This window comes from Haemophilus sp. SZY H8 (genome assembly GCF_018829755.1).
GTDB classification, from domain to species: Bacteria; Pseudomonadota; Gammaproteobacteria; order Enterobacterales; family Pasteurellaceae; genus Haemophilus; species Haemophilus haemolyticus_K.
The window spans coordinates 412293-438148 of sequence record NZ_JAHKJY010000002.1; the positions used below are offsets into that span (position 1 = coordinate 412293).

The 25856-nt window shown below is 38.5% G+C and carries 22 protein-coding genes and 2 pseudogenes; 5 read left to right on the forward strand and 19 right to left on the reverse strand.

What is annotated here, in order from left to right; all coding sequences use genetic code 11:
- Window positions 1-4: 4 nt before the first annotated feature.
- From KKW16_RS09060 to rplU, 5 genes are all read right to left on the reverse strand, one after another.
- Window positions 5-172, reverse strand: a complete 168-nt coding sequence (locus KKW16_RS09060) for a hypothetical protein (protein WP_226385906.1) — start codon at window positions 170-172, stop codon at window positions 5-7.
- 4 nt (window positions 173-176) lie between these two features.
- Window positions 177-1349 carry an Obg family GTPase CgtA gene (cgtA, locus tag KKW16_RS05025; protein WP_111407963.1) on the reverse strand — a complete coding sequence of 391 codons (1173 nt, stop codon included), beginning with the start codon at window positions 1347-1349 and terminating at the stop codon, window positions 177-179.
- Window positions 1350-1376: 27 nt separating this feature from the next.
- Window positions 1377-2297: a DMT family transporter gene (locus tag KKW16_RS05030; protein ID WP_111407964.1), complete on the reverse strand. Its 921-nt coding sequence runs from the start codon at window positions 2295-2297 to the stop codon at window positions 1377-1379.
- Window positions 2298-2377: 80 nt separating this feature from the next.
- The gene (gene rpmA, locus KKW16_RS05035; protein WP_005626413.1) at window positions 2378-2635 is read right to left on the reverse strand and encodes a 50S ribosomal protein L27; all 258 of its coding nucleotides are present in this window, start codon (window positions 2633-2635) and stop codon (window positions 2378-2380) included.
- 20 nt (window positions 2636-2655) lie between these two features.
- Window positions 2656-2967, reverse strand: coding sequence for a 50S ribosomal protein L21 (rplU, locus tag KKW16_RS05040; protein WP_005626416.1), 312 nt, complete (start codon window positions 2965-2967; stop codon window positions 2656-2658).
- 213 nt (window positions 2968-3180) lie between these two features.
- On the opposite strand from rplU, the gene ispB reads away from it, so the two are divergent.
- From ispB to gorA, 3 genes are all read left to right on the forward strand, one after another.
- Window positions 3181-4170 (forward strand): octaprenyl diphosphate synthase, encoded by a 990-nt coding sequence (ispB, locus tag KKW16_RS05045; RefSeq protein ID WP_111407965.1) that lies wholly within the window; start codon window positions 3181-3183, stop codon window positions 4168-4170.
- 50 nt (window positions 4171-4220) lie between these two features.
- Window positions 4221-4958: an epoxyqueuosine reductase QueH gene (locus KKW16_RS05050; protein ID WP_111407966.1), complete on the forward strand. Its 738-nt coding sequence runs from the start codon at window positions 4221-4223 to the stop codon at window positions 4956-4958.
- A 156-nt stretch (window positions 4959-5114) separates the two neighbouring features.
- Complete coding sequence (gene gorA, locus KKW16_RS05055) at window positions 5115-6485, forward strand: glutathione-disulfide reductase (RefSeq protein WP_215768001.1); 1371 nt, start codon at window positions 5115-5117, stop codon at window positions 6483-6485.
- A 71-nt stretch (window positions 6486-6556) separates the two neighbouring features.
- Here gorA and pnuC read toward each other — a convergent pair whose 3' ends face one another.
- The 6 genes from pnuC to cysZ all read right to left on the reverse strand — a co-directional run bounded on the left by pnuC (window position 6557) and on the right by cysZ (window position 11659).
- Window positions 6557-7234 carry a nicotinamide riboside transporter PnuC gene (pnuC, locus tag KKW16_RS05060; RefSeq protein ID WP_140581959.1) on the reverse strand — a complete coding sequence of 226 codons (678 nt, stop codon included), beginning with the start codon at window positions 7232-7234 and terminating at the stop codon, window positions 6557-6559.
- A gap of 151 nt (window positions 7235-7385) precedes the next feature.
- A complete protein-coding gene (locus tag KKW16_RS05065) occupies window positions 7386-8153 on the reverse strand; it encodes an amino acid ABC transporter ATP-binding protein (RefSeq protein ID WP_215768002.1) in 768 nt (255 codons plus the stop codon).
- A 9-nt stretch (window positions 8154-8162) separates the two neighbouring features.
- Window positions 8163-8879, reverse strand: a complete 717-nt coding sequence (locus tag KKW16_RS05070; RefSeq protein ID WP_215768003.1) for an amino acid ABC transporter permease — start codon at window positions 8877-8879, stop codon at window positions 8163-8165.
- Window positions 8863-9636 carry an amino acid ABC transporter substrate-binding protein gene (locus KKW16_RS05075; RefSeq protein WP_065265444.1) on the reverse strand — a complete coding sequence of 258 codons (774 nt, stop codon included), beginning with the start codon at window positions 9634-9636 and terminating at the stop codon, window positions 8863-8865. The genes KKW16_RS05070 and KKW16_RS05075 overlap by 17 nt, the downstream gene beginning before the upstream one ends.
- A gap of 154 nt (window positions 9637-9790) precedes the next feature.
- Window positions 9791-10741, reverse strand: a complete 951-nt coding sequence (gene cysK, locus KKW16_RS05080) for a cysteine synthase A (protein WP_139989626.1) — start codon at window positions 10739-10741, stop codon at window positions 9791-9793.
- A gap of 99 nt (window positions 10742-10840) precedes the next feature.
- Window positions 10841-11659 carry a sulfate transporter CysZ gene (gene cysZ / locus KKW16_RS05085; protein WP_139989624.1) on the reverse strand — a complete coding sequence of 273 codons (819 nt, stop codon included), beginning with the start codon at window positions 11657-11659 and terminating at the stop codon, window positions 10841-10843.
- A gap of 152 nt (window positions 11660-11811) precedes the next feature.
- On the opposite strand from cysZ, the gene zipA reads away from it, so the two are divergent.
- Together zipA and ligA are read left to right on the forward strand one after the other, a co-directional pair.
- Window positions 11812-12795, forward strand: a complete 984-nt coding sequence (gene zipA, locus KKW16_RS05090; RefSeq protein WP_139989622.1) for a cell division protein ZipA — start codon at window positions 11812-11814, stop codon at window positions 12793-12795.
- A 110-nt stretch (window positions 12796-12905) separates the two neighbouring features.
- Complete coding sequence (gene ligA / locus KKW16_RS05095; protein WP_139989621.1) at window positions 12906-14924, forward strand: NAD-dependent DNA ligase LigA; 2019 nt, start codon at window positions 12906-12908, stop codon at window positions 14922-14924.
- Window positions 14925-15015: 91 nt separating this feature from the next.
- Here ligA and KKW16_RS05100 read toward each other — a convergent pair whose 3' ends face one another.
- The 8 genes and pseudogenes from KKW16_RS05100 to KKW16_RS05130 form a co-directional block, all read right to left on the reverse strand.
- Entirely contained in the window at window positions 15016-19389 is a 4374-nt protein-coding gene (locus tag KKW16_RS05100; RefSeq protein WP_215768004.1) for a two-partner secretion domain-containing protein, read from the reverse strand.
- Between the two features lie 173 nt (window positions 19390-19562).
- Window positions 19563-21158 carry a ShlB/FhaC/HecB family hemolysin secretion/activation protein gene (locus KKW16_RS05105; RefSeq protein WP_048952724.1) on the reverse strand — a complete coding sequence of 532 codons (1596 nt, stop codon included), beginning with the start codon at window positions 21156-21158 and terminating at the stop codon, window positions 19563-19565.
- Window positions 21159-21417: 259 nt separating this feature from the next.
- Window positions 21418-21675, reverse strand: a pseudogene (locus tag KKW16_RS05110) (nucleoside-diphosphate kinase); the annotation flags it as partial.
- Between the two features lie 16 nt (window positions 21676-21691).
- A pseudogene (locus KKW16_RS05115) lies at window positions 21692-21862 on the reverse strand (aminopeptidase PepB); the annotation flags it as partial.
- Complete coding sequence (locus tag KKW16_RS09035) at window positions 21832-22398, reverse strand: CRISPR-associated helicase/endonuclease Cas3 (RefSeq protein ID WP_353886248.1); 567 nt, start codon at window positions 22396-22398, stop codon at window positions 21832-21834. The gene KKW16_RS09035 and the pseudogene KKW16_RS05115, both read right to left, overlap by 31 nt.
- Before the next feature lie 333 nt (window positions 22399-22731).
- A complete protein-coding gene (locus KKW16_RS09040) occupies window positions 22732-23031 on the reverse strand; it encodes an HD domain-containing protein (protein ID WP_288144745.1) in 300 nt (99 codons plus the stop codon).
- Between the two features lie 2 nt (window positions 23032-23033).
- A complete protein-coding gene (locus KKW16_RS05125) occupies window positions 23034-24194 on the reverse strand; it encodes a CRISPR-associated endonuclease Cas3'' (protein WP_226385908.1) in 1161 nt (386 codons plus the stop codon).
- A 126-nt stretch (window positions 24195-24320) separates the two neighbouring features.
- Window positions 24321-25853: a DHA2 family efflux MFS transporter permease subunit gene (locus KKW16_RS05130; RefSeq protein WP_215768005.1), complete on the reverse strand. Its 1533-nt coding sequence runs from the start codon at window positions 25851-25853 to the stop codon at window positions 24321-24323.
- Between the last annotated feature and the right edge of the window lie 3 nt (window positions 25854-25856).

Sequence of the window (25856 nt, forward strand, 5' to 3'; positions counted from 1 at the left end):
AAAATTATATATAAGGTGTAAATTCGTTATTTTCACCTCGTAATAACGACATCAATTTAGGATGAATAAATAATTTATCTCTTCCCAAAGATATCTCACTCAAAACACCTATATCACAAAGCTCTTTTAAGTATTTAGAAGCATATAGCTGATGAACTGCTAGAACCGCCATTTTATTAAGGTTTATAGATAAACTCTATACCTTCATCATCTTCTTCGGTCCAATCATCATCCCAATCTTCGTCAACATCAAGTTGATGCTCCGCTAGTTGTTCCTGATGATAATCTTCCCATTTGAATTTTACTTCTTCAGGTGCAACTTGTTGTATTTCAGCTTCTCGTGGATTCGCTATGATAAAGTCCATAATATCACGACAAAGTGGTGGAACATTTTTCCCTGTTGCAGCTGAAATTAGGTAATAATCTTCTTCCCAACCCAATTGTTCAGTAATTTCTCGAGCCCGCTCTTCAGCTTCTTCATCGCTCATCGTATCAATTTTATTGAATACTAACCAACGTGGTTTTTCTGATAATTTTTCACTGTATTGGAAAAGTTCAGATTCAATAATAGCGACATTATCTGCTGGATTAGAGCCATCAATTGGAGCAATATCGACTAAATGAATAAGCACTCTACAACGTTCTAAATGTTTTAAAAAGCGAATTCCTAGCCCAGCACCATCTGCTGCACCCTCAATTAATCCTGGAATATCAGCAACGACGAAACTATGTGAGTCGTCTACTTTCACAACACCGAGACTTGGTACTAAAGTAGTAAATGGATAATCTGCAACTTTTGGTTTGGCGGCTGAAACGGCACGAATAAAAGTGGATTTACCTGCATTAGGTAAACCGAGCATTCCCACATCGGCAAGCAACATTAATTCGAGTAATAAATCGCGTTTTTCACCCGGTGTTCCCATTGTTTTTTGACGCGGTGCACGGTTTACTGATGATTTGAAACGAGTATTCCCTAAACCGTGATAACCACCTTTGGCTACCAACATTTTTTGACCGTGTTGGGTTAAATCCCCCAAGGTTTCTTGGGTGTCGTTATCAATAGCGCGAGTTCCTACGGGAACAGGTAAAATAATATCTTTACCGCGACGCCCTGTACAATCTGAACTCCGCCCATTCTCTCCACGCTCTGCAGCAAAGCGTTTATTAAAACGGTAATCGATTAAGGTATTGAGGTTTTCATCAGCTTGTAAATATACATCACCACCGTCTCCACCGTCTCCACCATCAGGGCCGCCTTTAGGAATAAATTTCTCTCGACGGAAACTTACGCAACCGTTGCCACCATCCCCAGCCTCAATTCGGATAAGGGATTCATCAATAAATTTCATTAAAACTTCTCCAAAATAAACCGCACTTTAATGAGTTTTGTGCGGTAATAATTTATGTCCAATCGCGGATAAAATTGCCCCGCATACTACAACAAATGCACCAATATAGCTAATGTTATTCAATTCTGGTGCCGCAAAATCTGCTGGGCTAAAATAATGGGCAATATGGGAAAATAGGATCGTGAAAAGAGGTACAAGTGTGATAACAACACTGACTTTTGATACATCCCAACGATTAAGTGCTTCCGCATAAGAGCCGTATCCAATTAAGGTATTTAAACAACAGTAAATAAAACAAATCAGAGCTAAAGGTGTAAGTTCTTTTACTTGCGAGAATTCAGCCATCGGCATAAAGGCTATGGCACAGCCTAAATACATCATTAGCAAGATTTGTTGCGAATTAAATTTACGCAACATTAATTTTTGCGCCATTCCATAAGCGACCCAAATAAGGGATCCTGCTACGCTTAAGATGACACCTGTTGAATACTGATTTAGTCCGGCAAATACATCAAAACGATCATTAAAGAATAAGCCTAAACCAATTAACAATAAGAAAAGTCCAATCTTTTGGTGCAGCCCCAATTTTTCTTTGAAGATCAGTACACCACAGATAAGCATTCCAAAAGAGGATAAATGAATAAAAATTTGTGCAACTGAAGGTTCAATATAATTTAGCGAACTACTAAATAATAGAAAATTGCCGGTAAGACCAATTACTCCAATAAGAGCAAGCCAAGCATATTGGCCAACTTTCATTAGTTCAGGTAATTTCTTTTTATAAGCAAGTAGGGCTAATAATGAGATCGCCGCTACAATAAAACGATACCATACGATAGTTTGCGCATTCATTACAGATAAAGCTTGTTTGAGAGCGATAGGTAAGGATCCCCAAGCCATAGCGGTAATAAGCGCAAAGGTAAAGCCTAATAAAGGTTGTTGTTTCATTGCTTGCTCGCTTATGTGAAATTAAAAAAGACAAAACGCCCCACAAAATTGTAGGGCGTTTCAATCGAATAGATTTTAAATTATTCAGTAACAATACTTACGTATTTACGGCTCTTCTCGCCTTTTACTTCAAATTTAACTTTACCATCTGCAGTTGCGAATAAGGTGTGGTCTTTGCCCATACCTACGTTGCTACCCGCGTGGAACTTAGTACCACGTTGACGAACAATGATGCTACCTGCTAATACAGATTCGCCACCGAAACGTTTAACACCAAGGCGTTTAGCTTCAGAATCGCGACCGTTACGAGTTGAACCACCAGCTTTTTTAGTTGCCATCTACTTGATCTCCTCTGAAATTATGCTTGAATCCCAGTGATTTTCACTTCTGTGAACCACTGACGATGACCTTGTTGTTTACGGCTGTGTTTGCGACGACGGAACTTAACGATTTTAACTTTCTCGCCACGACCTTGTGCAACTACTTCAGCCACTACTTTTGCGCCAGCAACTACTGGTGCACCGATTTTAACATCTTCACCATTAACGACCATCAACACAGAATCGAACTCAACTGTTGCGCCAGTTGCAAGTTCAAGTTTTTCTAAACGAACAACTTGACCTTCGCTCACACGGTGTTGTTTACCGCCACTTTGGAAAACTGCGTACATAAATACTCCGCTTAATTGTGTTTCCCTGCTCTTTAGCAGTCCACACTTAAAAATTCATATAAATAGGTCGCAAATTCTACGGAAAAATCCTACCTATGGCAAGAATTTATTTACAATAAAATAAAAAAATTCCCTTCATTTGCAGATTGATTTCAGAAAGTTTGAAAATTCGGGTAAAATGTACCGCACTTTTGACTAATAATTGATGAAAAAATGAAGAAACAAGATCTTATGAGCATAGACGAGATCCAGAAACTTGCAGATCCCGATATGCAAAAAGTTAATCAAAGTATCCTTGCTCAGCTTAATTCAGATGTTCCATTAATAGGACAGTTAGGTTTTTATATTGTTCAAGGTGGCGGTAAGCGGATCCGTCCATTGATCGCAGTTCTCGCTGCTCGATCTTTAGGATTTGGAGGATCTAATTCAATTACTTGTGCTACTTTTGTTGAATTTATTCATACTGCCTCTTTATTACATGATGATGTAGTGGATGAGTCCGATATGCGTCGTGGGCGCGCTACGGCGAATTCAGAATTTGGGAATGCTGCAAGTGTACTTGTAGGAGATTTTATTTATACGCGTGCATTTCAATTAGTTGCACAATTAGAGTCATTGAAGATTTTGGGCATTATGGCCGATGCGACTAACGTTTTAGCAGAAGGCGAAGTTCAGCAGTTAATGAATGTTAATGATCCTGAAACGAGCGAAGCTAATTATATGCGTGTAATTTATAGCAAAACTGCGCGTTTGTTTGAGGTGGCTGGTCAGGCTGCGGCAATTGTGGCGGGTGGAACAGAAGCTCAAGAAAAGGCTTTACAAGATTATGGGCGTTATCTTGGAACTGCATTCCAGCTCGTGGATGATGTATTGGATTATAGTGCAAATGCGCAAGCTCTAGGTAAAAATGTAGGCGATGATTTAGCTGAAGGAAAACCAACTCTTCCTCTGCTACACGCTATGCGTCATGGTAATGCTCAACAGGCGGCTTTAATTCGTGAAGCGATTGAGCAAGGTGGTAAACGAGAAGCTATTGATGAAGTATTAGCTATTATGGCTGAGCATAAGTCTTTAGATTACGCGATGAATCGTGCAAAAGAAGAAGCTCAAAAAGCAGTAGATGCAATTGCAATGTTGCCAGAGAGTGATTATAAGAAGGCATTGATTTCTTTAGCATATTTGTCTGTAGATAGAAATTATTAGCCCTTAATTTAGCTTATATACTTGATACCAATTAATTTTAATTAAACTTTATGAATACAGAACTTCAATCTAAACCTGAGCAAAGTGCGGTTAATTTTCAAGGCAAAACTCGTAAACAAAAGGTACGCAAAGATCCTAATGCACCTTTTATTCGTGAAAAACTTGAGTTGCCAGATGGACATAATAAACTCCTTTTACACTCATGCTGTGCGCCTTGCTCGGGGGAAGTGATGGAAGCAATCCTTGCATCTGGCATTGAATTTACAATTTATTTTTACAATCCAAACATTCATCCACTCAAAGAATATTTAATTCGTAAAGAAGAAAATATTCGTTTTGCTAAAAAATTTGGCATTCCATTTATTGATGCAGATTACGATCGTCAAAATTGGTTTGATCGTGCCAAAGGAATGGAATGGGAGCCAGAGAGGGGAATTCGTTGTACTATGTGTTTTGATATGCGCTTTGAAAAAGCTGCTGAATATGCTCATGAACATGGTTTCCCTGTATTTACTAGCTGCCTGGGCATTTCTCGCTGGAAGGATATGGATCAAATCAATGGCTGTGGGCATCGCGCTGCGGAAAAATATGATAATGTTATTTATTGGGATTATAACTGGCGAAAAGAAGGTGGCTCGCAACGCATGATTGAGATTAGTAAGCGTGAACGGTTTTATCAACAGGAATATTGCGGTTGTGTGTATTCTTTACGTGATAGTAATAAATGGCGAGAAGAGACGGGGCGTCAAAAAATTGAAATTGGTAAACTTTATTATACGCCAGATTAAGCTCCCTCTTTAATAAGGCTGATATTTTCAGCCTTATTTTCTTTTAAAATTAAGATTGATAGACATTTAAAAAGACCAATTACATCAATTTATAGCATTCTTCATAAAAATTAGGCAAAATACGGAAAATTTTTGAGTTTAAAAAAGGATCAAACTATGACTAAACATTATGATTACATCGCTATTGGCGGTGGCAGTGGCGGTATTGCTTCTCTAAATCGTGCTGCAAGCTATGGAAAAAAATGCGCAATCATTGAAGCAAAACATCTTGGAGGTACTTGTGTAAATGTAGGTTGCGTACCTAAAAAAGTAATGTTTTATGGTGCACATATTGCAGAAGCAATTAACAATTATGCGCCAGATTATGGTTTTGATTTTGAAGTGAAAAAATTTGATTTTTCAAAACTGATTGAAAGTCGCCAAGCCTATATTGGTCGTATTCATACATCTTATAACAATGTATTAGCAAAAAATAACATTGATGTAATTAACGGTTTCGGAAAATTTGTCGATGCGCATACTATTGAAGTAACACTTGCTGATGGTAAAAAAGAACAAGTAACCGCAGATCATATTTTAATCGCAACAGGTGGCCGCCCATATCGTCCAAACATTAAAGGACAAGAATACGGCATTGATTCAGATGGTTTCTTCGCATTAACAGAATTACCAAAACGCGCTGCGGTTATCGGTGCCGGCTATATTGCCGTTGAACTTTCTGGTGTATTAAACAGCCTAGGCGTGGAAACCCATTTATTAGTGCGTCGCCATGCGCCAATGCGTAATCAAGATCCATTAATCGTAGAAACATTAGTGGAAGTACTTGCGCAAGATGGAATTCAATTACATACCAATTCCACACCATCTGAGATTGTTAAAAATGCAGATGGTTCACTTACAGTAAAATGTGATGGTCAATCTGATGTTATTGTAGATTGCGTTATTTGGGCTGCAGGTCGTGTTCCAGCGACAGATAAAATTGGCTTAGAAAATGCTGGCGTAGAAACGAATGAACACGGCTATGTCAAAGTAGATAAATATCAAAATACTAATGTGAAAGGCATTTATGCAGTAGGCGATATTATCGAAAACGGCATTGAATTAACACCAGTTGCAGTTGCAGCGGGTCGACGCCTTTCTGAGCGTTTATTCAATAATAAACCGACTGAACATTTAGATTACAATTTAGTTCCAACCGTTGTATTCAGCCATCCACCAATCGGCACTGTAGGTTTAACTGAACCTCAAGCTATTGAACAATATGGTGCTGAAAATGTTAAGGTATATAAATCCTCTTTCACAGCGATGTACACCGCAGTCACTCAACATCGCCAACCGTGCAAAATGAAATTGGTTTGTGTGGGTAAAGATGAAAAAGTTGTGGGTTTACATGGTATTGGTTTCGGTGTAGATGAAATGATTCAAGGATTTGCCGTAGCAATCAAAATGGGCGCAACAAAAGCTGATTTTGATAACACCGTGGCTATTCACCCAACGGGTTCAGAAGAATTCGTGACCATGCGTTAATCTTCAAAGCAAAGAAAAAAGAGCGGTAAAATTACCGCTCTTTTTTTGTTTCTAATTTTGCTTAAGTATGTTTAGCTACGTTTAACCAATTTCGTCCAGTTATAATAACCGTACAACGAGTTAAGTAAGTAGGCTGAATACATTAAGTACATGGCTGGTGTTTCTGCCCATAAGAAAATAGAAAGGATATTTAAAGCAATCCATAACAACCACTGTTCACGATAACGCAAAATCATTAAAATCTGTGCAGCAACCGTAATAATTGTAGTTAGACCATCTAAACCAGTTGAACTGCCGCCAGCCGCTTGTAATGCTTGAACAAAAAGCAAAGTACCAACCGTAGTCACAACAATTAGTGTCCCCCATCCTTTAACAGTTAAAGCTTTGGCAATCACACTTTCTCCACCATCACTATTTTGCATATTGGCTTTCCACATGAAGTAACCAATAAATTGAGATGGCAAATATACATAGAGTACGGTATTCATTTCGCCTAAGAAATTTGATCCCCAAGCGACATAAAAATAAGTGTAAGCAAAAATTAATCCAAAGAAATAATTACTAATTTTACCTTTACTTACTAATACCACACACAAAATACCGGAAATACCAGAAATCATTGCTAACCAAGAATCTGGCGCTTGTACATAAGCCCAAATCTGCGCAATAATGAAAAGCGCAAGCCATATTACTTCAAAAGGCTTCCAGCCAGTAATAAACTCTTGCTTAAGACGTTCAATTAAAGTCATTTTTACTCCTTTTAGGTTTTCAGGTCGGTATTTTTACACAATTATTTTTTTTATGTAAAACATTCTATCAGATTATTCTAAACGTTATTTGTACACCAAATTTTATCCAATGAAAACGAGTAGTCACTCTCTTTTCAAAGTAATAAGAAAGTTAAATACAGTAATCTAAGTCTAAAGGCATTTTAGCTTGCATTAAGAATTGTCGAGTGCGTTCTTGTTTTGGGCAAGTAAAGAATTTATCTGCTGTATTTTGTTCTACAATATGCCCATCCGCCATCAAAATCACACGATCAGCAACATCTTTCGCAAACTGCATTTCATGAGTAACAATAATCATAGTCCATCCTTCCTGTGCAAGCATTTTAAGGGTTTGCAATACCTCGCCTACTAATTCAGGATCCAACGCAGATGTAGGTTCATCTAATAAAATTAAATCTGGTTGTACCGCCAAGGCACGAGCAATACCAACTCGTTGTTGCTGCCCACCAGAAAGTTGTGATGGAAATAAATCTGCTTTAGCTCTTAACCCAACCTTCTCTAACAACATTAATGCTTTTTTTCGAGCCTGCTCTTTCGGTTGTTTTTGAACCACCAGCATCCCTTCCATTACATTCTCAAGTGCTGTACGATGAGGAAATAAATTATATTGTTGAAATACCATTGATGAACGACGGCGTAAACTTAATTCATCCGATTTCGTAATTTTTCGACTAAAATCAATTTTCAAATCACCATCAGTAAAAACTAACTTACCTTGCTCTGGGCGCTCTAACAAATTTAGGCAACGCAAAAATGTCGTTTTTCCTGAGCCTGAGGGACCTAAAATAGCGACAACTTCACCTTTATTTATCTCAAAATCAATGCCTTTTAATACATGATTGCCATTAAAGTTTTTTTGAATATTGGTTACTTTTAACATAAACATTCCTTATAAATGGCGAGATAAGCGAATTTCAAGACGATCTTGTAAGAAAGATAAAACAAAACAGAAAATCCAATAAATTAAAGCGGCCTCACTATAAATTAAAATAAATTCATAGTTTGCTGCCGTAATATTCTGTGCGATACGGAATAATTCTGTCACTAAAACAAGAGAAGCTAGTGAAGTGTCTTTCACTGTACTAATAAAAGTATTAGAAAGTGATGGTACTGAAATACGTAAAGCCTGTGGCATAATTGTACGAATAAATGCTTGTCGATAATTCATACCTATCGCATAAGAAGCTTCCCACTGCCCTTTAGGTATAGCAATAATTGAAGCTCGAACTGTCTCTGCTGCATAAGCACCAATATTAATAGAAAATGCAATAATCGCTGTCGGGAAGGGCTCTAAAGTAATACCAACTTCAGGTAATCCATAAAAAATAATAAAAATTTGTACTAACATCGGTGTACCTCGAATTATAGAGATATACACTCGACATAAAGCCTGTAACAATTTTAAGGGTAAATTAGGGCTAGGCAAAGTACGAATAACTGCAACAATCACTGCAATAAGCAAACCACAGAAGAAGGAAATGACTGCCAATGGCAATGTGTATAAAATTGCTGCTTCCAACATAGGCCAAAACGAGCTGATTACATAATCAGCTCGTTCTGCGCTCATAAATGGAAGACTCGCCAACCAATTATTGAGTAATATCATCACCAAACCATTCAATTGAAATCTGTTTTAATGTACCATCTTGGCGAAGTGCTTCAAGTGCTTGATTAAATTTTGTAATCAATGCATCTTCACCTTGTAAAAAAGCAAAGGCTGTTGGAATTTTATCCCCACGATCATAAGCAATTTTTAAACCAGCATTCGGGTGTTGTTTAAAATAATCTAATACAGCCAATTTATCATTAATTGTTGCTTCTGCACGGCCTTGTTTAATAAGCTCTAAGCTCTGTGCTAAACCATCCACTACAAGAATCTGCGCGCCTGCAGCTTTTGCATCTTTACCCCAATTACTTGTTGCAGATTGCGCAGATTTACGACCCTTCAAATCTTCAAATGATTTAATACTGTTATCCGATGATTTTGTTACAATCACCCCACCAGAATAATTATAAGGCGTTGTGAAACTGTATTTTTTTAAACGCTCTGGGCTTGGGTTAGTTTGGTTTGCAATCACATCAAAACGTTTTGCATTCAACCCCGCATACATTGCATCCCATTGTGTTTCTTTAAATTCTACTTTCAAACCGAGCTTTTCAGCCACTTTACGAATAACCTCTACATCAAAGCCTGTTAATTTTCCACTTTTATCATGGAAAGTAAATGGCGCATAAGTCCCTTCTGTCCCTACGAGCAATGTCTTTGTTTTCTCAACGCGTTCTGAAATTTCACCTGCGTTTGAAAGTGTAGAAAATGTTAAACCCGCAGCCAAAAGTGCGGTTGTAAAAAATAGTTTTTTCATAATTGTATTCCTTATATGATGTTTGAATTAGCTTGATTATAAAAGTCTAATTAATAGAAAAACAAGACGATTATGTAATGAGTTAGATTTTTTAGTTATAAGAAGAACATTAAAAGTGCAGCAAAATTTTACCGCACTTTACCCGTAATATAACCTATCCCTCAATGCCCTCAAATAATGCGGTACTTAAATAACGTTCTGATGCCGAAGGTAAAATAGCCACAACTAATTTATCTTTAAATTCTGGCAATTTAGCTAAACGATCTGCAGCTGCGACAGCTGCACCAGATGAAATCCCTGCAAGAATGCCTTCTTCCGCCATTAAGCGACGAGCTGTGGCAAGTGCGGTATCGCTATCAACAGTTTCTACGCGATCAATAATAGATAAATCTAAATTTTTAGGAATAAAACCTGCTCCGATGCCTTGAATTTTGTGTGGGCCTGGTTTTGCTTCTTCACCCGCTAAAGTTTGAGTAATGACGGGAGATTCCACTGGCTCAACCGCAACAGAAGTGATTTGTTTACCAAAATCTAATTTAATCGCGCGAGAAATCCCCGTAATCGTACCACCTGTCCCTACGCCAGCAACAACAACATCGACTTTACCATCCGTATCTTTCCAAATTTCAGGGCCTGTTGTTTCTTGATGAATTTGTGGGTTGGCTGGATTCTCAAATTGTTTAAGCATGACATAGCGGTTTGGATCCGAAGCAACAATTTCTTCTGCTTTCGCAATCGCGCCTTTCATTCCTTTTGCGCCTTCGGTAAGCACTAAATTCACACCCAATCCGCGCAATAAGCGTTTTCTTTCAAGACTCATAGTTTCTGGCATAGTGAGCGTGATTTTATAACCTCTAGCAGCTGCAACATAAGCCAAAGCGATACCAGTATTACCGCTCGTTGCATCTACAATTTCTTTTCCTTTCGTGAGCGTACCATCTTTTTCAGCTTGCCACACCATATTCGCCCCAATACGGCATTTTACGCTGTAGCTTGGATTACGCCCCTCAATTTTCACCACCACATTGCCATTGTGACCAAAGTGTTTTAAACGCACAAGTGGCGTATTTCCGATAGAATAAGAATTGTCTGCATAAATTGTCATAATATTTCCCTTTCGTTAGGCTTTGTTAATGTTGGTTTATTTATAACACCGCACTTTTGATTAAAAAAATAGTTATTTGATCTATTTTATAACCGTAAGCTATTTAACAATCCCTGTATTTTCTGAACGAACCTCAAGCCCCGCTTGAGATGAAGAATCACTATTCATATTAAAACGTAAGTCATTACGATAATTTTCCACCCACATTACGGTCGCACCACATACTGCAACGGGCATAATTAATAAATTAATCACAGGCACAAATGTACAACAAGTTACCAATCCACCAAAAGTTAAACTTTGAGTTCGTTGATAGCCAAGCACATTTTTCATGATATCAAAAGAGACTTTGTGATTATCAAAAGGATAATCACAATATTGAATTGCCATCATCCAACAAGTGAACAAGAAAGTAAGTACAGGCACGATGGTTTGCCCAACCAAAGGAATAAAACTCAGTAAAAACAAGGCGATAATTTTGGGTAGACTATAACGTAATTTTTGCCACTCTCGAGCAAGCATACGAGGCACATCTCTCATTACATCCACAAGACTATCATCATTAATATTTTCACCTGTCAGCATTTTTTCTACTTTTTCCGCTAACAAGCCATTAAAAGGTGCGGCGATAAAGCCAGAAAGTGTGGTGAAAGTAAAATAAAAGAGCAATAAAATTGTTAAAATGGACAGGGTTAACAAAATTACACTGAGAAAACTAAGCCAGTCTGGAATAAAATTCATCACCCAATCAATCGCACTCGTGATTTGGCTAATAAAAAGCCAAAATAAACCACAAAGCAAAACGGTATTGAGCAAAATTGGAATAATAACAAACCGACGCAAACCTTTTTGTGTAATGTAATGCCACCCCATTACAAAATAATGGAAACCAGATTTTAATTCATTAGGATTCAACATTTTTCTTTCCTTTCAATAAAAATACGCCTAAAACAGACCGCTCTTTTCCCTTAAAATTCCACGCATTGAAGTATTTTTTCACCTACTGAAATATGGTAGGATTAGCGCCATTAATAGCATTCTCGCAGGACTAGCACGCGTAAGGAATAAAGATGGATTTAAATACAATTTTGATTATTGTGGGCATTTTGGCACTTGTTGCCTTAATCGTGCACGGATTATGGTCAAATCGTCGTGAGAAATCAAAATATTTTGATAAAGCTAATAAATTTGACCGCACTTCTCATGTGCAAAGATCCCATACGCAAGAAGAAACGCAACCAACAAATGCTAATTTGTCTCACGTCACTACAGCGCAAGCAAATGCACCAATTCGTCATCAAGTAATGCCTAATGCAGCAGTAAATCAAGAACCTGTTGATTATAGACAAAGTGAAAAAAGTGTCGATGACATTAAGATTTCAATTCCAAATGTTCAACCTGTTTATGATATGGGAAATCATCGTTCTGAGCCGTTAAAGCCGACTCAACCACAATATGATATGCCAACATCAAATAGCGTTGCGAATATGACATTGGAACAAATTGAAGAACAAAGCAAAAATACTAGTTTCGATGGAATTAATTCATCATCACCAGAATTAAGAGCGCAACTTGCAGAATTAGCTCACGAAGAACGTCAAGTGGACTACAACGTATCTTTTAATGAACCAAAAGAAACAACAGCTAAACCGAAACAAACAACTGGATATATTCAACTTTATCTTATTCCAAAATCTAGCGACCAATTTAACGGTGCGAAATTAGTACAAGCACTTGAAAACTTAGGGTTTATCTTGGGTGAGGATGAAATGTATCACCGCCACTTAGATTTAAGTGTGGCAAGTCCAGTTCTCTTTAGCGTGGCAAATTTAGAACAGCCTGGAACATTTGATTCTTACAACTTAGTAGATTTCAGCACAATGGGAATTGTATTCTTTATGCAACTACCATCACCAGGTAATAATCTCGCTAATTTACGAATGATGATCCGCGCTGCTCATACATTAGCCGAAGATTTACAAGGCATAGTGCTTACTGAAGAACAAGAAATCTTTGATGAAAATGCAGAGCAAACATATCTTGCTCGCGTGTAAATTCATACCTTAAATTTACCGCACTTTTATCTTTATTGAGACAGGCTTTATGCCTGTCTATTTTCACTATAAACAAACAAAAAGTGCGGTCATTTTTCCTCGAGAATTTTATGACAAATATTCAAACTCAAATAGACAATCTACGCAAAACCTTGCGCCAATATGAATATGAATATCACGTTCTAGATAATCCAACCGTGCCTGATAGCGAATATGATCGTCTATTTCATCAGCTAAAAGCGTTAGAACTAGAACATCCAGAATTTCTTACTTCAGACTCCCCAACTCAACGTGTTGGTGCAAAACCACTTTCTGGGTTTAGCCAAATTCGTCATGAAATTCCCATGCTCTCTTTAGATAATGCTTTTTCCGATGAAGAATTCAATGCCTTTGTAAAACGCATTGAAGATCGTTTAATCATATTACCTAAACCGCTTACCTTCTGTTGCGAACCTAAACTTGATGGTTTAGCAGTGAGTATTTTGTATGTAAATGGCGTGCTCACCCAAGCAGCCACTCGTGGTGATGGCACCACAGGCGAAGATATTACAGCCAATATCCGCACTATTCGTAATATCCCATTACAACTTCTAACGGACAATCCTCCCACACGCTTAGAAGTGCGAGGCGAAGTTTTTATGCCACACGCAGGATTTGAGCGTTTAAATGAATATGCACTAGAACATGGTGAAAAGACCTTTGCTAACCCTCGTAATGCGGCAGCAGGCTCTTTGCGTCAACTTGATCCTAATATTACAAGTAAACGCCCATTGGTATTAAATGCTTATGGCATTGGGATTGCTGAAGGCGTTGAACTACCAAACACTCATTATGCTCGTTTGCAATGGCTAAAATCTATCGGTATTCCAGTGAATCCAGAAATTCGTTTATGTAATGGCACAAATGAAGTTTTAGATTTTTACCGGGATATTCAAAATAAACGAAGCTCACTAGGTTATGACATTGACGGAACTGTATTAAAAATCAATGATATAGCCTTACAAAATGAACTAGGATTTATTTCCAAAGCACCTCGTTGGGCGATTGCTTATAAGTTCCCAGCCCAAGAAGAATTAACGGTGCTGAATGATGTTGAATTCCAAGTTGGCCGAACGGGTGCAATCACACCAGTCGCTAAATTAGAACCAGTATTTGTTGCAGGTGTCACAGTAAGCAATGCCACCTTACACAATGGTGATGAAATTGAACGCTTAAACATTGCTATTGGCGATACTGTTGTCATTCGTCGAGCGGGGGATGTGATTCCACAAATTATCGGAGTATTACATGAACGTCGCCCTGATAATGCTAAACCAATTATTTTCCCAATAAATTGCCCTGTGTGCGACTCTCAAATTATTCGTATTGAAGGCGAAGCGGTGGCTCGCTGTACGGGAGGATTATTCTGTGCTGCACAACGCAAAGAAGCGTTAAAACATTTCGTCTCTCGTAAAGCAATGGATATTGATGGTGTGGGTGGAAAATTAATAGAGCAATTAGTCGATCGCGAACTGGTTCATACACCAGCGGACTTATTTAAACTTGATTTAACTACGCTCACACGCTTAGAAAGAATGGGCGCAAAATCTGCAGAAAACGCTCTCAATAGTCTTGAAAAAGCCAAAAGCACGACCCTTGCTCGCTTTATTTTTGCTTTAGGCATACGTGAAGTAGGCGAAGCCACTGCATTAAATCTTGCGAATCACTTCAAAACCTTAGATGCGCTTAAAGCCGCTGATCTTGAGCAGCTTCAACAAGTGCCTGATGTGGGTGAAGTTGTAGCAAACAGAATTTTTGTATTCTGGCGTGAAGCACATAATGTTGCCGTTGTTGATGATTTAATCGCACAAGGTGTACATTGGGAAACAGTGGAAGTAAAAGAAGCCAGTGAAAACTTATTCAAAGATAAAACCGTCGTCCTCACTGGCACCCTCACTCAAATGGGTCGCAACGAAGCAAAAGTATTACTACAGCAGCTAGGCGCAAAAGTAAGTGGTTCTGTTTCCAGTAAAACGGACTTTGTCATCGCAGGCGACGCTGCTGGCTCTAAACTAGCCAAAGCGCAGGAACTAAATATTGCAGTATTAACAGAAGAAGAATTTTTAGAGCAGGTTAATATTTTAAATTAGTTAAATTAAAATCGTATAAATAACTTAAAAGCACCTAAACTATTGTTTAGGTGCTTTTATTATATAAAGGAGATACCTTAGATGAAAATTTCTAGTGTTTTACCCGCACTTTAACACTTGGCTTATTATTTTTTACCAATTGTAAGTGGAGACCTCGTATAGGTTTGACTATTGGTTTCACACTCTCTGGAAGTTTGCTTTCGACACGTTGTTTAATTTGTGTTGTAGCATCTACTTTAAAATGAAGTTGACGGCTATGAGCATTTTTCATTTCAGTGCGGGTTTTGACACCTTTTACTACAACCTGATTATGCTTAGCATTCACCCCAGCATTAGTTGCAGTTTGTTGTTTTTTCGCATTAACTTCAACTTTTGCTTCTGCTTTCACACCAGCAATAGTCCCATTATCCCAATCTTTTTTAGCTGTTTCAGCCCATTTATCTGCTGTTGGAACAGTGAGTTTTCCACTGCCATTAGCAGAAAGATTGACACTCACTTCATTCACCTTATTTGCTAGTTGTTCAGTATGAGAATCCCCAGAAATTGTACCGTTTACATGATTTGCATTAACTGAACCACCCACAAATTTAGCGTTACCACCAGCATTAATTGTCGCTGTATTGGTATTCATAGCGGTTTCCGTATGAGTTTCATTACGAATAACATTTACTGATAAATTTCCACTACCAGATGATGGCATCCATTTTTGCTCACTAACACCTCCACCTAATTTTAATCCTACGGATACATCGGTTTTGTTCACATTATCTTTTGCTGCTGTAAGTGATAAATTACCTTTACCTGCATTTAAGTTAAGGTTTTGAGATTGAGAATTTACACCTTGTAAATTCACCCCATTCTGTGCGGTAATATTCACATTCTTGCCATTTACTGAAACGCCAGTATGGGTTTGGCTATTACCAACATTCACACCAACATTCGCATTAAAGCCAACATTAGATACATCAGCACCAATATTTACACCTAACCCAACAGTTGCTGCCGTATTTTGATTATGATTATTGCCTGCGGTGATATTTACTCGCTTACCAGATAAATTGGCATTTTCTGTAGCCTGTACATTCGTTCCTTGCAAACTTAGCACGCCTTGGGTTTGGACATTCACGTTTTTACCAGAAATAGAGCCTGTTACTGCTTGGCTTTGATTACCTTGGTTACCATTTGCAGACACACTTACATCAATAGATGGTACTGCTGCCCCCGCCGACGGTACAACCATAGCTCCGACGCCTAACTTAGCATCAAAACCACCACCAGATTGGTTCTTACTGTTTGTTGCTTGATTAAATTGTGCAGTTTGAGCATTAATATTCACGTTTTCTTTTCCATGAATATTTGCTTGGCTATTTAATTTACCTGTGTTGATGTTTATATTTTTAGCATTAACAGAACCTTGTACTGAATTGCTTTCATGATTACTTGATTGATTGTAATTTGCGCCAACATTAGCGGATACATTAAAACGTTGAAAATCAGTCGTATTAGCCGAAACACCAACACTTGCTCCAGCATTCATTTTGTCTGTTGAAGCTTGATTAGCGACAGCAACAAGTTGATGATTTTGTGAGTTAAATTGAGCCGTTTCACCAACATTATATTTCGTTGCATTATCTTGAATATGATTTGCCGTTACATCCACATTTTTACCCGCTTGCAATGCTGAAGCATGATGAGTAACACTTGAGGATGTTTCACGCCCACCTTTTGCAGAAAGATCTGCTTGAACGCTAAATGCTTTTTTATTATCAATGCTGGCTGAAACTGTTACTCCTACATTCACATTATTGCCGAAACCATTATGGCTATCCTGTGCGGTAGAATGAACAATCTGTTTGGCATTTTCTTGAATATTTCCATTAGCCTGTATTTGTGTACCTTGGTGCTCAATACGATTTGCATTAAGTTGAACATTATTTACAGCGGAAAGCTTACTCACTTGCGCTTTATTATCTACAGATGAATTAAGTGAATGATTCACGCTTGAACCTAAAGTAGCACTAACTTTACTTTCTGTTACAGTACCACTTAAACCGATATTCACCTCGTTTTTTACACTATTTTTGATGGATTCGTTGGAATCTGCTTTCGTAGTGATGTGATCAGCTTGAATAGCTAAATTACCTTTTGCTGCGGCAACTTCACTACCAGAAATCACCACTTTTTTTCCAGTTAAAGAGACGTCCCCACCTTTTAATGTTGAGGCAGTATGCGTCGTAGCTTGGCTATTTTGACTATTGTTATACGCATGCAAACCTACATGGAATTTGCCTTCTGCTTTTACAGCATCAGGCTTTTTATCAATACTGATTTCAGCATCAGAATCAACACTTGGTTTACCTTTACTGTTATCTATATTTAAGTTCGCTGTTAAATGTCCATGCTGGAATGTAGTTTTTAAACTATCAAATCCACCAAAAAGACTGAAGCCTGCTTCATTTGAAAATTTTTCAATATGATTAGTCGCACCTTTAATCTCGATACCACTTTTCGCAGCAATATCTAATAAACCAGCAGATTGAACATTTGAGCCTATAATACTGACATTTTTATTAGTGGAAAGCTGTAGGTTTGACTCTGATTTAAGTGTTGAACCACGTGCAGTGGAAGTATGTTCATAGCTGCTTTTACGAGCTTTAGTTATATCAAAAATCGTCCCCTGACGAGCATAATCACTCGAAGTTTTATTTGCGTGAGCACTATCAATAGTTAAGGAACCTGCATTTCCTTTTACAATACCATTACCACCAGTCACCACTCGGCTACCAGTAATATGGACGCCTATTTTCGCATCTAATACAGCATCACCTCTTACTGTGAGATCTGAGCCATGAATAATCTCAGCGTTTCTCCCTGTCCCCACAGTTTTAGAACCTGCCAAGCCTCCCCAGAAACGCATATGGTCATTTAAGCTGTAATGTTCCGTTGTTTTTTCTGCATTAAAAGCTAAATTTCCTTCATTTTTAGCTAATAATGCTCCATCAACCTTCGCAACCACGCCGATAAGATTAACATCGCCTTTGCCACCTAAAACAAGGTCATCTTGTGTTGAAATTTCAGTTGCTGTATAACGTTGAATATGACTATCTTGATTGCTCGTGCCCGTTTTTAAACGAGCCGTTTCATTTTTAAAATCAGCATAAGCTGCTTGAGACTGAGTAGCACTTGCTCCACGTAAAGTTATACCTTGCTCCCCATAAAGTGCGGTTGTTTTTGCTGAAAGTTTTGCGCCTTCAGTTGTCACTTTACCTTTTGTAGCAACTATATTGATATTGTCGCTTGAGATAGTCGTACGGTGAGTAGTTTCTATTCTGTTGCTATCCAATTCATTACGATACCAACCACCTTTACTTTGAAACGTGCTGGATTTATTCGCAACAACTGTTTTTTCTGAACCTAAATGAACGCCACCACCATTGATTTGGCTAGTTTTAGCTTGAATATCAGCACCATTAATATTCAATTGATTAATAACATTAATATTGAGTTTATCTGCTTTAATATGTGTCGCTTGATAATTTTCAGAGGTACCACTGCGTTCTTCACGAACATTAACGGTTCCTACTTTGCCAGATTTACCTGAACTATAACCATCTCCACGACTTACTTTTCCATTTATATTGGCTTTACCGGCGGTAATACTAATTTCTTTTGCGCTTAGCTCTGTTGCTTGAGCTGTAATTGTGGCTCGATCATCAGCGGAATGAATACGAATTCTGCCAGCTTGAATACTACCAACCACTCGCCCATCTAATACTTGCCCTGTTTTTTCTGTTGTAGTGATTTTTAGTGTACCGTTATCTTCTCGAGTAATTTTATTTTTACCCGCAATCACATTTACCCCTTCACTTGTTGTGATTTGACCTGCAACATTTACTTGCGGTGCAATTAAATCAATATCACCACTTGTTGTAATTTTGCCATTGGTATTCAATCCCTTATCACCAGTAACATCATAACCATTTAAATTTCCAGTCGATACTTGAGGTTTACCAACGACTAAAGAAGCTCTAGGTGTATTTATAAAACCACCACCTTCAACGCTAATACCATTTGGGTTAGCTAGTACATAATCAGCCTTATCCCCAAAAACTTCTTGTTTACCGGCAATTTTAGAAGGATTACGACTAATCACTTCATTAAGGATAACTTTTGCAGATTGAGTTTTGAGATTTGGGTTAGCATTAAGATCTCCAGCAAGTTGGGATTTTCCATTTTGACGCGCATTGTTTAAAACAGCGCCCGCTTGCTCTACGTTAAATTTATTATATCGGTTATGAGAAAGCCCTGAATTACTTGGATTGGCAATATTGATGATTTCAATATTTTGTTTTTTACTAACTTGAGTGTTACTGTCTGCAACATTAATATCAGCGAAAGCTGACTGCCCTGCAATACTTAATGTAATGGCGAGAGAAATTTTACTTAATGAGTAAAATTTAGACATATTATTACCTCTAAAATGAAAAAGAATTCAAGAGACACTCATGTATGGCTACAGTGCCTCTTGCTAGTTATGAGAAGTGTTTGTATTAAAACAAAATCAGAGAAGTTCGACCAGTATTTAAAATCTAGAAAACGTGATCTGTATCACAGGATTAAGATTTTTTATTGATTACATCAGAACAAATAGACAAAATTCGTTGAAATAAAACGTTCTTGCTTTACGCCATCTGATTTACCAAATAATCGTCCAGTTGCCCATTCAAGATTTGCTTGAAATGCTTTACGAGACCAATTTAATCCTATCGCATAAGCAAGTGCTTTTTCACGTTGATCTTCATCAACAGATTTCTGTACGCCTAAATCGAACCCCAAATAAGGCGAAAATGTTCCTATTTTCGTTTGCTTGATCCAAGCAATATCGTTATGTGATACAAGATTTTTTTCAGCTGATAGATTTACATCATTTAGACCACGAACACGATTATACCCTGTTAAATCCTCTTGTTTTACCGATGGTAAATAATGCGAACCATACTGCCCAGTGAGCTGATGAGAGTGACGGAAAGTTTCGCTACCTAATGCTTGATAACGATTAAATTTCAGATCCAAGTTCCAACGTTTAAATTGAGATTCAGGTTGCTCCTCTGCTTTATTTTTTCCTTGTTCATAACGAATATCGACAACTAAGTTTCCATTTTCAAATAATTGAAGATGATTGATACCGACAGAAATACTAGAAAGTTTTGGACTTTGTAATGCCAACACTACGTCTTCAAGACGGTTCTTACTATTGAGTTTTTCAAATTGGGTAGAAAATGTGGATATATGGTTTGCTCCTCGATGGAAAACATATTCAGCTGAAATTCCAGCTTGAACAGTACGACCATTTTGCTGTAAAGAAAAGTTTTCCAGTATTAAAGGTGATTTAAATTGTGAGGAGGATGCAAAACTACTAAATGTCCAATATCCGTATGGTAAAGAATAATGAAGTAACAAAGAGCGGTTAAATTGATAATGGGATTTTAAAGTATGTGCTCCACTTAAATATAACGTATCGGATAAACCAAACGGATTTCCAATGTTCACAGCAGCACGTGCTTGCCAACGTCCATAATTTTTTGATGCTCGATCATCTATACCCATAGAGCCTGAAATACGAGAAGTTACCTGATTATTAAAAGCTAATTTTATTTCACCATTTTTAGCGGGTAAAACATCAACGGTCACATTGTTTCCAGGTATACGATTCGCTTGGTCAAGTGCTTGATCAAGATCTTGCACTTTAAGTGGTTTACCCAAAACATTTGGTAACAATTGATTTAAATTAAGTTGCTTATCATCACTTTCTAATGCTGCAGTTTTTCCTTCAAAAACATGCAAAGTTAAGAAACCTGAGTGATCATCTTCAAATTGGAATGGATTATGAATATATCCCTTATCAATATATTCCTGTGTAAGCTGCTGACTAAGTTGATTAAGTCTTTCCTCATTTATGCACTCTTCTTTCTTTGGTAATAAGTGGTCTGCCTTAACAAGTGTCACGCCCTTAAATTGAATGCCTTGATAATTTAAACAAGCTTTTGAAAGAGAATCATTTTTTGATTGTTGAGTAGCAGATTGAAAAGAATGTTGTTGAATCCAACGATTTTGATTCAAAGATTGAAATTCATTGAATTGCTGTTTAGTTTGTTGAAATGATTGAGTCAAATTGTCTGCTAAAACCACAGGTGAAGTAGCAAGTAAAAGAAATGAGAAAGAAAGGTATTTCATATGAGAAAGCTTCATAACAATTACAGTTTATATTCAGTATATCGGAATCTACCTCTTAATTTAATACGGGAAGTGCTTATAACTATAATTAAAACTAACGTTCTAATAATGCTAAAACGCCATTTATACATTTATAGATTCAAGATACTGAATCCTGAATCCGATAAAATTTATATAAATGGCGCCTAGTGAGACTAAATCAATTTAAATTCAAAATTGCATTAGCCTTTAATGTATATCACTTTTTATAAGTTAAGCATCAACGCTCAAAAATTTCAGAATCAGTAAAGAAATAGGCAATTTCACGATTTGCACTTTCCACACTATCCGAACCATGAACCGAATTCTCACGCTGACTTAATGCAAAATCTTTACGAATTGTACCTTCTGGTGCAGTTTCTGGATTCGTTGTACCAATCAAAGTGCGGTAATCTTTCACTGCATTTTCTTTTTCAAAAACGGACACCACTATCGGTGAAGACATCATATAATCGACTAAAGGAGCAAAAAATTCTTTCTGTCATCATATCTCCTTACTTCAATGATTTTGATAACATTAAATTTGCTAAAGTTTGCACACCAATCCCTGTTGCCCCAACAGCCCATAAATCACTACCCGATTTACGATAAGTCGCTGAACAATCAATATGCAACCAATTTTGTTGATAATTTTTCACAAAATACGATAAAAATGCAGTTGCAGTTTTTCAGGCAGCTTTAATAAACCACGAGCGATAATGGTTCCCCTCTTGCCTTCAGGGAAATTCTGTACACCCAATTCACCGAGAAGAGGCTGCGTTGCCGTGCATAAAACTACCGTGCTTTTGCCAAATGTCGTCAACCAGTTCAATACGTTGCAAAACAAATGCACGCATTTTATCGGCAGGGTTTGGATTTCATCGAAAATCAAGACACTATTTGTCATCGGGTGAATATGGCGTGCACCGCGTGTACAGCCACCGAACCAAGCATCCAAGAACTGCACCATGGTGGTAAAGACAATAGGTTTATCCCAGTTTTCAGACAGCAGTTTATCCTGCCAGCTTTGTTTTTCAGGTTCTAAATTGGAATGATGTTCCAGCACCCAATTTTCGCCGAGAATTTCGCGTACGGCTTGGGCATTTTGGTCGATGATGGAAGTGTAGGGAATGATGTAGATAATGCGATCAAGATTATGCTTTTGCGCATGGTGTAGAGCGTAGCGCAGGCTAGCCAATGTTTTGCCGCCGCCGGTCAGCACAGTCAGTGTATAAATACCTTGAAAATCGACCGCTCTTTTTAGGCAGTCGCCTGAAATCCGACGGCGGATTCCATCAATGGGATAACGGTTTTCAAAACCTGCTAATTTGGTTTCCAATTGATCAATCGCCGTTTGCCAATCAGGTTTTCCGTCAAGCGACGGATTTCTTTTGGCGCCTCCCGTTCAAAATCCGAACTGTTGATACGGTCGGCATCAATCAGACAACTAAACAGGAAACAACAGTCAATTAAGCCTTCGCCGTGTGTGAGGCAATGCATAAACCCGGCATTTGTCCGAAAAATTCGCCGATGCCCTGTGCTGCACCAAACTTTCTCAATTCTCGGTAAACCCATTGCGCACCAGCGGTGGAATGATCCACTTTACTGCCGTTAGGCGTACTTTCCTCATCATCCAAATCGGGATTAAACAAACCCGTTTCATCGTGGATATATTTTGGAATTTTCGGGAATATTTACCGAAATCATGCATGAGGCCGAGCAACTCGCCCGCCTGATCTAAATCCAGCTTAGCTGCCAATAATTTGGCGATCTCGGCAGTTTCCGTTAGATGCGTTTGTAAACATTGAGGCTGCCCGTCTGCTTTGCGGACATGGGCTATATAGTCGAAATTCACATCTATTCTCCAAATTTAAAACGTGCAAAATTTAACGAACAAGTCATATAAATAGCTTGAGGTGTTGAGAAATCGAAAAGCTGTCGGCAGTCAAGCGCATCAGGGCTGCTTGGGTAGTAAGTTCGGGCAAGGCACAATTTGTCTTTGGTGGCCTTATTTTGCAGTTTGCCGTCGTCAAAGGTGCTGTGGTGTTCCAACACGGCTTGTTCGCCTAATTCGCCAAAGGCTTTGCGGAATTCGGCGGCATTTTGTTCGATGATGTTGGTGAACGGGATGACGTAAATCACGCGCTGCATACCGTGCCGTTTGGCGTGTTCCAGCACAAACGCCATGGAAGTGAAGGTTTTGCCGCCGGTCGGTACGGTGAGCGTGAACAATCCTTGCGGTTGTGCCGCTTGTTCTACGGCGTAATCAAGAATTTCGCTGCGCAGGCGGTTTAAGGAGGCGTTGCGTTTTTCGGCTTCAGTTTGCGCTGGAGCTTGTGCGATACGCCGTCTGAAATCGTTGATAAATTGATTGAAATTATGTTGTAAGGCGTTTAAATCGGGATAGCCGCCGCGCTTGGCGGCTTTGTTTTCTAGGTTTGAATAAAAGGCTTCGGTATCAAGATAATCGGCATCCACCAAGCAGGAATAGAGCATTCGGGTGAAGAAGGCGTAGGAGAAAAAAGGATGATGCGCGTTGGCTTTGAGTGGCGGGGCGGACAGGTTTTGAGGGAGCTTGATTTCTTGTTGCCACAGGTTATCGAGGGCGGGAATATCTGCACCAAATTGCAACGCCAAACGATCCTTTAACGTGCGGCGGTTATCGCCTTCACCGTTTCCATTTGCCAACCCGGCATGATGCCCCGCGATGCAAAACGCCATTAGTTTGCCGATCACATTTCCCCAGCGTTCGACTGCAATTTTTGCGCCGGCAGTAGCGTGATCGACTGAGGGGCCACCATGTAATCGGTGATTAAAGGCTTCTGAATATTTCCCCAAATCATGCAGCTGTCCCGTCTGGCAGGCAATTTCCTGCGCACCAAATACCTGAGCAAACTCCGACGCCATTTCGCCAACATTTACCGAATGGCTTTGTAAGGTTTGCCAATGTTCGTAAGGTAAAAGATTGCTGAGTTCGTCTTGTGCAGAATGGGCGTAGTACAGAGGCTTAGCAGGCATAAAAATAATCCTTTATATTTATGATTATTATTTGACCTAATCTACTCCTAATCCTGTTTTAATGTCAACAACGTTTACATTGATACATTTTGAGGTTAAATCATTCAAATTTTGAATAATATGATACTAATGACGACCGCCAAAAGGTGGTTTTGCAAACCAAATCACAATAAACAATCCTAAGAATCCCATAGCTGATAGCCAAAATATTTCATTTGCACCAATAATAAATCCTTGCGATGTTATTTGTTGAGCGAGGTAAGCTGAAGTTTGGGTATCACTTAAACCAAATTGATTCATTTGATGGTAAAAACTTTGGGAAATTGGGTTATAAGGATTAATGTGTTCTGTTAATTGAGTATGGTGAACAGCTTCACGGTTATACCACATAAATGTGGTTAGAGATGTCCCTACTGAACCTGCCAAAGTTCTCAAAAAGTTAAACAAGCTAGAGGCGGAAGCCATTTTATGCGCAGGTAAACCAGACAAGGTTATCGTGGTAAGTGGCATAAAGAAACAGGCTACCGCTAAACCTTGCACTAATTGTGGTAAAGCCACATCAGCAAAAGTCATTGATGGCTCGAAAGTCACCGCTCGCCAATAAAATGTTATTGCATATACAATAAAACTTATCGTCACTAAAACTCGCATATCAATCTTATAACCGAAACGCCCAATAATCGGTGAAAGCAAAATTGGGAATAATCCAACTGGGGAAGCCGCAAGCCCAGCCCACGTCGCGGTGTAATGGAAGACTTGTTGTAGCAAGAGCGGAATTAATACCACAGAACCTAAATAAATCAAAAAGGCTAAACTGGTACATAAACACCCTACGCTAAAATTACGAGAATGGAAAAGCGAAATATCTACTACAGGATTATCATCTGTCAATTCCCAAATAACCAAGGCAATCAGACAAACGACAGCAACAACAGCTAATATAATGATTTCATTAGAATTAAACCAATCTTGCTCTCGGCCCTGATCAAGCATTAATTGTAAACATCCCACACCTAAGACAAGTAAAACTAAACCGACTTTATCAATAGGTTGATGAATAATTTCACTTTCTCGGTTCCCCAAAATCTTCCAGCTGATTAGCACAACTAATAAACCAATCGGAACATTGATAAAGAAGATCCATCCCCAATGGATATTATCACTAATCCATCCGCCTAAAATTGGGCCAAAAATAGGAGCAACAACAATAGTCATTGACCAAAATGCCAATGCCATTCCTCGTTTTTCTGGTGGATAATTATTTAATAATAAACTTTGCGAAAGAGGGATCACCGGGCCTGCGACTGCACCTTGAATGACTCGGTAAATAATTAATGCTTCAAGGCTATCCGCAATCCCACAAAGCCAAGAAGAAACAACGAATAAAAAAGTTGAGACTAAAAATAACCGCACTTCGCCAAAACGTTTTGCTAACCAACCCGTTATTGGAATAGAAATCGCATTTGCCACACCAAAAGAAGTAATTACCCACGTACCTTGACTAAAAGATGCGCCAAGATCGCCCGCAATAGTAGGAATCGCCACATTTGCAATCGTAGAATCTAATACTTGCATAAAGGTGGCGAGAGATAAAGCCAGCGTCAATAAAATCAAGGCGCCACCTTGAATTGGCGGAAATTTTTTTGCGGAATTTTCCATAAC